Source organism: Paracoccus marcusii, from assembly GCF_006151785.1.
Classification (GTDB): Bacteria; Pseudomonadota; Alphaproteobacteria; order Rhodobacterales; family Rhodobacteraceae; genus Paracoccus; species Paracoccus marcusii.
On record NZ_VDDD01000114.1, the window covers coordinates 1 to 10515 of the forward strand.

The 10515-nt window shown below is 67.2% G+C and carries 8 protein-coding genes and 1 tRNA gene; 6 read left to right on the top strand and 3 right to left on the bottom strand.

The genetic code is table 11. The features are described from left to right. A partial coding sequence (locus tag FHD68_RS14850) for a BadF/BadG/BcrA/BcrD ATPase family protein (RefSeq protein WP_280115176.1) occupies window positions 1–218 on the bottom strand: 218 nt, incomplete at its 3' end. 122 nt (window positions 219–340) lie between these two features. Continuing rightward, window positions 341–425: transfer RNA gene (locus FHD68_RS14855), tRNA-Leu, on the bottom strand. Window positions 426–622: 197 nt separating this feature from the next. Here FHD68_RS14855 and FHD68_RS14860 point away from each other — a divergent pair. The 5 genes from FHD68_RS14860 (at window position 623) to gltB (ending at window position 9384) form a co-directional block, all read left to right on the top strand. After that, window positions 623–1606 (top strand): complex I NDUFA9 subunit family protein, encoded by a 984-nt coding sequence (locus FHD68_RS14860; RefSeq protein ID WP_127897379.1) that lies wholly within the window; start codon window positions 623–625, stop codon window positions 1604–1606. Then, on the top strand, window positions 1606–2409 hold the full coding sequence (locus tag FHD68_RS14865) for an undecaprenyl-diphosphate phosphatase (RefSeq protein WP_127897378.1): 804 nt from the start codon (window positions 1606–1608) through the stop codon (window positions 2407–2409). The genes FHD68_RS14860 and FHD68_RS14865 overlap by 1 nt, the downstream gene beginning before the upstream one ends. A 150-nt stretch (window positions 2410–2559) precedes the next feature. Further along, window positions 2560–4044 carry an NAD(P)-dependent oxidoreductase gene (locus tag FHD68_RS14870; protein WP_045982537.1) on the top strand — a complete coding sequence of 495 codons (1485 nt, stop codon included), beginning with the start codon at window positions 2560–2562 and terminating at the stop codon, window positions 4042–4044. A gap of 97 nt (window positions 4045–4141) precedes the next feature. After that, entirely contained in the window at window positions 4142–4849 is a 708-nt protein-coding gene (locus tag FHD68_RS14875) for a hypothetical protein (RefSeq protein ID WP_127897377.1), read from the top strand. Window positions 4850–4851: 2 nt separating this feature from the next. Further along, window positions 4852–9384, top strand: coding sequence for a glutamate synthase large subunit (gene gltB / locus FHD68_RS14880; RefSeq protein ID WP_164871460.1), 4533 nt, complete (start codon window positions 4852–4854; stop codon window positions 9382–9384). Between the two features lie 37 nt (window positions 9385–9421). Here the strand turns inward: gltB and FHD68_RS14885 are convergent, their stop codons facing one another. Next, window positions 9422–9862, bottom strand: coding sequence for an MliC family protein (locus FHD68_RS14885; protein ID WP_127897375.1), 441 nt, complete (start codon window positions 9860–9862; stop codon window positions 9422–9424). Between the two features lie 6 nt (window positions 9863–9868). On the opposite strand from FHD68_RS14885, the gene mtgA reads away from it, so the two are divergent. Then, a partial coding sequence (gene mtgA, locus FHD68_RS14890; protein WP_244297878.1) for a monofunctional biosynthetic peptidoglycan transglycosylase occupies window positions 9869–10515 on the top strand: 647 nt, incomplete at its 3' end.

A 10515-nucleotide genomic window follows, 5' to 3' on the forward strand; every position in this document is an offset into this window, starting at 1 on the left:
CCCGCCAGGCCCAGCACCGCGGTCAGGTCCGCAGGCGAGGCCCCGGCCTGAGCCATCGCCGCCGTCGCCGCGGCCAGCACGCTGGTCACCGCGCCGAATGGATCGGAATTGATGTTTGCCGGCCCGCCCTGACCGCGGCCCAGCACGCGGCCCGCCGCATCGGCAATGGCCGCCCGGCAGCCCGTGCCGCCCCCGTCGATCCCCAGATACAAGCTCATCACGTCCCCATGTTTCGCCAGAGGGAACGCGACCGACGCGGAAATGAAAAGCCCCAAGGTCGGATCGTCCCGCCGGACAAGCAAAACCCCCGAAAACACGAGGTTTTCGGGGGTTTTGTTTTTGGTGCCCAGGAGAGGACTCGAACCTCCACACCTTGCGGCACACGGACCTGAACCGTGCGCGTCTACCAATTCCGCCACCTGGGCAGGTGGTATGAGCGGCTGATTAAAGCGAGTGCGGGGGGGCGTCAATGGGGGTCGTGAAAGTTTTTCGACAGTTTTTTGCCAAGACCTGCCAAGGCGGTGCGCGAAGCTGCCCGCGACCCTGCGCAGCCTTGCCCGGAACGCGCGTCGGGGGTAAGGATCACGCGACATTCGGCCTATCAGAGGGAGGCGAGACGCCCATGGCGAAACTGGTCACGATCTTTGGCGGATCGGGCTTTGTCGGCCGGCAGGTGGCCCGGCTGATGGCCAAGGAGGGCTGGCGCGTCCGCATAGCCGTCCGCCGCCCCGACGAGGCGCTGTTCACCCGCACCTATGGCGCGGTCGGGCAGGTCGTCCCCGTCATGTGCAACATCCGCGACGAAAACTCTGTCCGGGCTGCCCTGGCCGGGGCGGATGCCGCGATCAACTGCGTCAACATCCTGAACGCGCAGGGCAAGAGCACCTTCAAGACCGTGTTCGAGACCGGCGCCGACAACATCGCCCGCCTGTCGGCGGAGATGGGCGTCGCGCGGCTGGTCCACATCTCGGGGCTGGGGATCGATCCCGAATCGGACAGCACGTACATCGCGTCGAAATCGCGGGGCGAGGCCGCGGTGCTGGCCGCGCGTCCTGATGCGGTCGTGCTGCGCCCGTCGGTGATCTTCGGTGCCGACGACAATTTCTACAACCGCTTTGCGGGCATGTCGCGGATGGGGCCGGTGATGCCCATCGTGGGCGGCAACACCCGGATGCAGCCGGTCTTCGTGGGCGACGTCGCCCGCGCGGCGGTGATGGGCGCCACCGGCGCCGCCGCCCCCGGCATCTATGAGCTGGGCGGCCCCGAGATCCTGACCACGCGCCAGATCGTGGGGCAGGTGCTGTCCGCCGTCCACCGCCGCCGCGCGGTGGTGAACCTGCCGTTCCCGATCGCGAGACTGGCATCGGCCGCGATGGGCGTGGCGCAGGCGGTCACCGGCGGCCTGTTCACCAGCCCGCTGAGCCGCGACCAGCTGGCCCTGCTGCGCAAGGACAACGTCGTCACCCCCGGCGCCCGCGGTTTCGCGGATCTGGGCATCGTGCCCACGGCGGCCGGGTCCGTCCTGGACGACTATCTGGTGCGCTTCCGCCCGTCGGGCCAGTACGATTCGATCAAGCGGTCGGCCAAGAACCTGCGCGAGCACTGATGGACCACAACACGATCGTCGCCGCCGCCCTCGGGGTTCTCGAGGGCCTGACCGAGTTCATTCCGGTGTCGTCGACGGGCCACCTGCTGCTGGCCGGTCATTTCCTGGGCTTCGATTCGCCCGCCCGGTCCTTCGAGGTGCTGATCCAGCTGGGCGCCCTGCTGGCGATCCTGGGCCTTTACGCTGCCCGGCTGGTGCAGGTGGTGCGCGACGCGCCCCACGACCCGGTCGCCCGGCGGTTCATCGGCGCGGTCCTGCTGGCCTTCGCCCCGGCGGCGGTGATCGGCGCGATGGCGCACGGCTTCATCAAGACGGTGCTGTTCGAGACGCCGATGCTGGTCGCGGTCATGCTGATCCTGGGCGGCTTCGTCCTGCTGTGGGTCGACCGCCGCGCCGCCACCCCCCGCTATACCCGGACCGAGGACATTCCTTTGTCGATGGCCTTCCGCATCGGCCTGTTCCAGTGCCTTGCCATGATCCCCGGCGTGTCGCGGTCGGGGGCCACCATCGTCGGTGCCCTGCTGATGGGCGCGGACAAGCGGTCGGCCGCCGAATTCTCGTTCTTCCTGGCGATGCCCACGATGCTGGGCGCCTTCAGCCTGGACCTGTGGCAGAATCGCGCGGTGCTGGATGCGGGCGCGATCAACGACATCGCCGTGGGCTTCATCACCGCCTTTCTGGCCGCCGTCGTGGTGGTACGCTGGCTGCTTGGTTATGTATCCCAGCACGGATACGGGCTGTTCGCATGGTGGCGCATCATCGTCGGAAGCCTTGCGTTGCTGGCACTTGCACTGGGTATGTAAGCAATGCTGACCTAATATTGAGGGTGTTCGGACAAAAACTTGGTCCGCGCACCGAAAAAGTGGCGATTAGGTCAGTACTGCTGACTTTTCATCGCAAAAGCCTTGGTTTATTGCGGTTGCCGAAGTCCTTTCAGGGAAGGTAGCGCAGCCATGGCCACGCAGAAGATGCTGACATTCGTCTCGACCCCGCGCGAGATGCCCGAAAAACGCGCCGCTGCCGACCGCAGCGAGGATTTCCACGAGATCTATCGCGAATTCGCCGCAGCCAAGGCCGCCGAACAGTCCAGCCGCTGCAGCCAGTGCGGCGTGCCCTATTGCCAGTCGCATTGCCCGCTGCACAACAACATCCCCGACTGGCTGCGTCTGACCGCCGAGGGTCGCCTGGAGGAGGCCTATCGCGTCAGCCAGGCCACCAACACCTTCCCCGAGATCTGCGGCCGCATCTGTCCCCAGGACCGCCTGTGCGAGGGCAACTGCGTGATCGAGCAGTCGGGCCACGGCACCGTCACCATCGGCGCTGTCGAGAAGTACATCACCGACACCGCCTGGGACAACGGCTGGGTCCAGCCCTTCAAGCCCGCGCAGGAGCGTGCCGAATCGGTCGGCATCATCGGGGCCGGGCCGGGCGGCCTGGCCGCGGCGGACATGCTGCGCAAGCAGGGGTTCCAGGTCACGATCTATGACCGCTATGACCGCGCGGGCGGGCTGATGACCTATGGCATCCCCGGCTTCAAGCTGGAGAAGGACGTGGTGATGCGCCGCAACCAGCTGCTGGCGGACAGCGGCGTCGAGTTCGTGCTGAACTGCAACGTGGGCGAGGACATCAGCTTCGACGCGATCCGCGGCAAGCACGATGCGGTGTTGATCGCCACGGGCGTCTACAAGACCCGCGACCTGGACCTGGACAACGCCGATCACGGCGGGATCGTCCGCGCGATCGACTATCTGACCGCCTCGAACAAGGTCGAGTTCGGCGACGACGTTCCCGATTTCGACGACGGAGAGCTGAACGCCAAGGGCAAGCGCGTCGTCGTCATCGGCGGCGGCGACACGGCCATGGATTGCGTGCGCACGGCCATCCGCCAGGGCGCGCAATCGGTCAAGTGCCTGTACCGGCGCGACCGCGCCAACATGCCGGGGAGCCAGCGCGAGGTGCAGAACGCCGAGGAGGAGGGCGTCGAGTTCGTCTGGCTGTCGGCCCCCGGCGCCTTTGCGGGCCACGTGACCGGCATCGCCGCCGAGGCGCAGGAGCGTGACGTCGACGGCCTGCCGCAGATCGCCTCGGTGCGCATCCAGAAGATGCGCCTGGGTCAGCCCGACGTCACCGGCCGCCAGTCGCCCGAGCTGATCGAGGGCGCCGATTACGACGAACCCGCCGACCTGGTCATCAAGGCCCTGGGATTCGAACCCGAGGACCTGCCCAAGCTGTGGGGCGTGGACGGGCTGGAGGTCACGCGGTGGGGCACCATCAAGGCGAACTTCCAGACGCACCAGACCTCGATCCCGGGCGTGTTCGCGGTGGGCGACATCGTGCGCGGCGCCAGCCTGGTCGTCTGGGCGATCCGCGACGGGCGCGAGGCCGCGGACGCGATCGCGACCTTCCTGACGGGCGATGCCCGCATCGCCGCCGAATAGGTGCAGGGCGATGGCGCACCACCATGACACGGGGCGTGCAGCGTGCGGACGGCGGCATGGAGCAGCGGCGGCGCGGGCCGTCCCCGCTGTCGGGATCATGTCGGGCCTGTTGACGCTTCTGGTGCTGGCGGGCGGGATGCTGGCGGCGGGGCAGGCGGGGGCGGCCAGCTTCACGCCGCCCGCGGGCTGCACGCTGAACGTCACGGTGCAGAACCGCAGCTGCACCGTCAGCCAGTACTATACCTGCAGTGCAGATCCCCAAGGGTATCAGCACAGCGCCCATTTCGGGCGCGAGGGGCTGTACCACCTGTCCACCATCGACGCTGAGACCCGCTGGATCGAGAGCCAGAGCATGTCGTCCGGCCTGATCGACCGGCTGGTCGAGGAGGCCGATGACCATGCCAGCTTCAGCGAGTTGTTGGCCACGGGGCGCGATGATTTCGACTTCTGGACCCAAACCGATGACGGCCAGCGGCTGCACCACCAGGGCGCCGACACCTTGACCGGAGAGACCGTCACGATCGATGGCCAGGCACTGGAACGGACCCGCTTCCGGCTGACCACCCGCGACGCCGGCGGCGAGGTTCTAATCACCCGCGAGGGCAGCCAGTACATCAGCCGCGAGTTCAACCGCTTCTATGGCGGGACCGAGACCGGCAGCGACTGGACCGGCGCCAAGACCGAGACCGACGACAGCCCCGTGCTGTTCACCTTTCCCGGCGAGGCCGGGTTCGGTTCCACAACCCCACAATTCGACTGCGATCAGTTGCTGACGCAGATCCCGCAGGAAAGGGCCGCATCATGACCATGGACTGGCAAGCACAGGAAGAAGCCCGCCGCGCATGGATGGACCAGAACAGCCTGTACCGCGAGGAGGACGAGCATTCGTCCTGCGGCGTGGGCTTCGTGGTCGATCTGGACGGCAAGGCCAGCCGCCGGGTCGTGCAGAACGGCATCGACGCGCTGAAGGCCATCTGGCATCGCGGCGCGGTGGATGCGGATGGCAAGACCGGCGACGGCGCGGGCATCCACGTCCAGATCCCGGTGCCGTTCTTCTATGACCAGGTGCGCCGCACGGGACACGAACCCGATCAGAACAAGCTGATCGCGGTCGGCCAGGTGTTCCTGCCGCGCACAAACTTTGCCGCCCAGGAGGCCTGCCGGACCATCGTGGAATCCGAGGTCCTGCGGATGGGGCACTATATCTATGGCTGGCGCCATGTGCCGGTGAACACCGCCGTGCTGGGCGAGAAGGCGAACGCCACCCGCCCCGAGATCGAGCAGATCCTGATCCGCTGCGAGAAGGACATCGACCAGGTCCGCTTCGAGCGCGAACTGTACATCATCCGCCGCCGCATCGAGAAGGCCGCCATCGCGGCGCAGGTGCGCGAGCTGTATTTCTGTTCGCTGTCCTGCCGGTCAATCATCTACAAGGGCATGATGCTGGCCGAGCAGGTCGCCGAATTCTATCCCGACCTGAAGGACGAGCGATTTGAATCGGCCTTCGCGATCTATCACCAGCGTTATTCAACCAACACCTTCCCGCAATGGTGGCTGGCCCAGCCCTTCCGCATGCTGGCCCATAACGGCGAGATCAACACGCTGAAGGGCAACTTGAACTGGCTGCGCAGCCACGAGATCCGCATGGCATCGTCGGCCTTTGGCGACGCGGCCGAGGATATCAAGCCGATCGTGCCCGCCGGGTCGTCGGATTCGGCGGCGCTGGATGCGGTGTTCGAGGTTCTGGTGCGGTCCGGGCGGTCCGCGCCGATGACCAAGACGATGCTGGTCCCGGAAAGCTGGTCCAAGGCCACCACCGACATGCCCAAGGCCTGGGCGGACATGTACGCCTATTGCAACGCGGTGATGGAGCCGTGGGACGGCCCCGCGGCGCTGGCCATGACCGACGGGCGTTGGGTCTGCGGCGGTCTGGACCGCAACGGGCTGCGCCCCATGCGCTATGTCGTGACGGGCGACAACCTGCTGATCGCGGGCTCCGAGGTCGGCATGGTCCCGGTGGACGAGACCGGCGTGCGCGAAAAGGGCGCGCTGGGGCCGGGGCAGATGATCGCGGTCGATATGTGGGACGGCAAGCTGTACCACGACACCGATATCAAGGACCGCCTGGCCGGCAGCCAGCCCTTTGGCGAGTGGATCGAGAAGGTCACCGAGCTGAATGACATCATGCGCGACCTGCCCGAGGTGGTGCGGTATCAGGGCGACGCCCTGCGCCGCCGGCAGAGCGCGGCCGGGTTCACCCATGAGGATCTGGAGCATGTCTTGGCCCCCATGGCCGAGGATGCCAAGGAGGCCATCGCGTCGATGGGTGACGACACGCCGCCTGCGGTCCTGTCGAACCAGTACCGCCCGATGAGCCATTTCTTCCGCCAGAACTTCAGCCAGGTGACGAACCCGCCGATCGACAGCCTGCGCGAGACGCGGGTGATGAGCCTCAAGACACGCTTCGGCAACCTCAAGAACGTGCTGGACGAAAGCAGTGCCCAGACCGAGATCGTGGTGCTGGAGAGCCCGTTCATCGCCAACGGCGAATACGATGAGATGGTCAAGATGTTCGGCGACACCGTCACCGTCATCGACTGCACCTTTGCCGAAGGCGCGGGGCCGGACGCCCTGGGTGAGGGTCTGGCACGCATCCGCGCCGAGGCCGAGGATGCCGTGCGGTCGGGCGCGGGCCATCTGGTGCTGTCTGACGACGCGCAGGGCCCTGGTCGGGTCGCGATGCCGATGATCCTGGCGACCAGCGCAGTGCATTCCTGGCTGACCCGCAAGGGCCTGCGGACTTTCTGTTCGGTCAACGTGCGGTCGGCGGAATGCATCGACCCGCATTACTTTGCGGTGCTGATCGGCTGCGGCGCGACGACCGTGAACCCCTATCTGGCGCAGGATTCGATCGACGACCGGATCGCGCGCGGGCTGCTGACCGGGACCCTGGTCGAGAACATGCGCCGCTATCGCACGGCCATCGACGCGGGCCTGCTGAAGATCATGGCCAAGATGGGCATCTCGGTCCTGTCGTCCTATCGGGGCGGTCTGAACTTCGAGGCGGTGGGCCTGTCGCGCGCCATGGTCGCGGAATATTTCCCCGGCATGCAGTCGCGGATCTCGGGCATCGGCCTGCACGGGCTGCAGGCCAAGCTGGAGGCGCTGCACCGGGTCGCCTTCCGCACCGACAACGTGGACATGCTGCCGGTCGGCGGCTTCTACAAGCTGCGGCGGACGGGTGAAAAGCACGCCTGGGAAGCCAATACCATGAAGCTGCTGCAGGTGGCCTGCGAAAAGGCGTCCTATGACATCTGGAAGCAGTTCAGCGCCACGATGCGGACCAACCCGCCGATCCACATCCGCGATCTCTTGGACATCAAGCCCTTCGGCAAGCCGGTGCCGATCGAGGAGGTCGAATCGATCACCTCGATCCGCAAGCGCTTCGTGACGCCGGGCATGTCGCTTGGGGCGCTGTCGCCCGAGGCGCACATGACGCTGAACATCGCGATGAACCGGATCGGCGCAAAGTCCGATTCGGGCGAGGGCGGAGAGGACCCGGCGCACAGCCACCCGCTGCCCAATGGCGACAACCCCTGCGCCAAGATCAAGCAGGTCGCCTCCGGCCGCTTCGGTGTCACCGCCGAATACCTGAACGCCTGCGAGGAGCTGGAGATCAAGGTCGCCCAGGGTGCCAAGCCCGGCGAGGGCGGCCAGCTGCCCGGCATGAAGGTCACCAAGCTGATCGCGCGTCTGCGTCACTCGACGCCGGGCGTGACGCTGATCAGCCCCCCGCCGCATCACGACATCTATTCGATCGAGGATCTGGCGCAGCTGATCTATGACCTCAAGCAGATCAACCCGCGCGCCAAGATCACCGTCAAGCTGGTCGCCAGCAGCGGAGTGGGCACGATCGCGGCGGGCGTGGCCAAGGCCAAGGCCGACGTGATCCTGATCAGCGGCCATAATGGCGGCACGGGCGCCTCGCCCGCCACGTCCATCAAGTTCGCGGGTCTGCCCTGGGAGATGGGCCTGACCGAGGCGCATCAGGTCCTGGCCATGAACCGCCTGCGCGAGCGGGTGACGCTGCGCACCGATGGCGGTCTGCGCACGGGCCGCGACATCGTCATGGCGGCGATGATGGGCGCCGAGGAATACGGCATCGGCACCGCCGCGCTGATCGCGATGGGTTGCATCATGGTCCGCCAGTGCCAGTCGAACACCTGCCCGGTGGGCGTCTGCACCCAGGACGAGAAGCTGCGCGCCATGTTCACCGGGTCGGCGGACAAGGTGGTGAACCTGATCACCTTCTATGCCCAGGAGGTGCGCGAGATCCTGGCATCCATCGGGGCGCGCTCGATCGACGAGATCATCGGCCGTGCGGACCTGCTGACCCAGGTCAGCCGGGGTGCGGCGAACCTGGACGATCTGGACCTGAACCCTCTGCTGATCACCGTCGATGGCGCGGACAAGATCGTCTATGACCGCACCAAGCCGCGCAATGCCGTGCTGGACACGCTGGATGCGGAAATCGTCAAGGACGCCGCACGCTTCTTCGAGGACGGCGAGAAGATGCAGCTGTCCTATGCGGTCCGCAACACCCACCGCACCATCGGGACGCGCACGTCGTCGCTGATCGTGCAGAAGTTCGGGATGCGCAACAACCTGCAGCCCGACCACCTGACGATCCGCCTGACCGGCAGCGCCGGGCAGTCGCTTGGCGCCTTCGCGGCCCCGGGGCTGAAGATCGAGGTCTCGGGCGATGCCAACGACTATGTCGGCAAGGGTCTGTCGGGCGGCACCATCGTGGTGCGGCCGCCGATGGCCAGCCCGCTGGTCGCGGCCGACAACACGATCATCGGCAACACGGTCCTCTATGGCGCGACGAACGGGCATCTGTTCGCGGCGGGCCGGGCGGGCGAGCGGTTCGCGGTTCGCAACAGCGGTGCAAGCGTGGTGATCGAGGGCTGCGGGTCGAACGGCTGCGAATACATGACCGGCGGCGTGGCCGTCATTCTGGGCCGGATCGGCGCGAACTTCGGTGCGGGCATGACCGGGGGGATGGCCTATCTGTACGACCCCGAGGGGCTGGCGCGCGACTACATCAACCCGGAAACGCTGGTGATGTGCGCGGTGACCCAGGACCACTGGGAGGATCAGCTGAAGGGCCTGATCGAACGGCACCTCAAGGAGACCGGCTCGCGTCGCGCCGACGAGATCCTGTCGAACTGGGACCGCGAGAAGGGCAACTTCCTGCAGGTCTGCCCCAAGGAGATGCTGCAGCACCTGTCCCACCCCATCGAGGCGGTGGACCAGACCCGCGCGGTTCCCGCGGAATGACATCCGGCGCGGCCCCCTTGCGGGGCCGCGCTGCGTTTCAAGGCCGGGCGGTGCAGGTGACGGGGTCCGCGTCCGACATGGCGTCGGTGAACGTCACCTGGTCGCCCTTGGTCCACCATTCCAGCGCCCCGGCCACATAGCGCGCGCCCGATGCCGCGATCACGTTGACGAAGATCCGCGGGCCGTCCTCCAGCGTGACCAGCGCCAAGGCATCGTCCCCCGACGTCACATAGGTCACTGCCACCTGACGCCCGTCGTCGCAATCATGCGTGACGCTGGTCATGGTGGCATCGGGCGCCAGCGGCAGGGACAGCATCGGCTGTGCCAGCGCGGGGGCGGCAAGGGCCAGCAGCAGGGGCAGGATCGGCGCGGCACGTCGGGTCATGGCATCCTCGGGGCGGTTGTTCGCGGGCAGGGTGGCGCGGGGCCGCGCGGCTGGCAAGGTGCGCTTGACGCAAAGCGCCGCACCATGAGACATGCGGGCATGATCCTGCGCCGCGCCCACCCCCCCAAGACCGAACCGGCCCGATCCGCCCGCAGGCGCGGCAGGCCGATGTTCTGGCTGCGCTTTCTGGCGCTGAGGGCGGTGCTGGTGATGCTGGGGTCGGTGGCGATCTATGGCGTCGTGAACCCGCCGCATACCTGGACGATGGTCGGCGCCGCGCGCCAGCACCCGCTGACCCCGCGCGAATGGACGCGGCTGGCGGACATCGCCCCCGTGATGCGCCGCGCGGTGGTCGCGGCCGAGGACGCGAATTTCTGCAGTCACTGGGGTTTCGACATGGTCGAGATCCGCAAGGTGGTCGCGTCGGGGTCGTCGCGGGGGGCGTCCACGATCACCCAGCAAACCGCCAAGAACGCGTTCCTGTGGCAGACGCGCAGCTGGCCGCGCAAGGCCGCCGAAACGATCCTGACGCCGCAGATCGAGGCCTTGTGGTCCAAGGCCCGCATCCTTGAAGTCTATCTGAACCTGGCCGAATTCGGGCCGGGCATCTTCGGCATCCATGCCGCGGCGCGCGACCATTTCGGCACCACCCCCGACCGGCTGACCCTGGTGCAGGCCGCGCGCCTGGCCGCCGTCCTGCCCAACCCGCGCCAGCGCAGCCCGTCGGGGCCGTCGGCGCGGTCGCG

What these genes read in the sequence shown, in the direction of transcription:
- FHD68_RS14870 (WP_045982537.1), top strand. Translation starts at nt 2,560, where the DNA reads ATGGCCACGCAGAAGATGCTGACATTCGTCTCGACCCCGCGCGAGATG.
- FHD68_RS14875 (WP_127897377.1), top strand. Translation starts at nt 4,142, where the DNA reads ATGTCGGGCCTGTTGACGCTTCTGGTGCTGGCGGGCGGGATGCTGGCG.
- gltB (WP_164871460.1), top strand. Translation starts at nt 4,852, where the DNA reads ATGGACTGGCAAGCACAGGAAGAAGCCCGCCGCGCATGGATGGACCAG.
- FHD68_RS14865 (WP_127897378.1), top strand. Translation starts at nt 1,606, where the DNA reads ATGGACCACAACACGATCGTCGCCGCCGCCCTCGGGGTTCTCGAGGGC.
- FHD68_RS14885 (WP_127897375.1), bottom strand. Translation starts at nt 9,862, where the DNA reads ATGTCTCATGGTGCGGCGCTTTGCGTCAAGCGCACCTTGCCAGCCGCG.
- FHD68_RS14860 (WP_127897379.1), top strand. Translation starts at nt 623, where the DNA reads ATGGCGAAACTGGTCACGATCTTTGGCGGATCGGGCTTTGTCGGCCGG.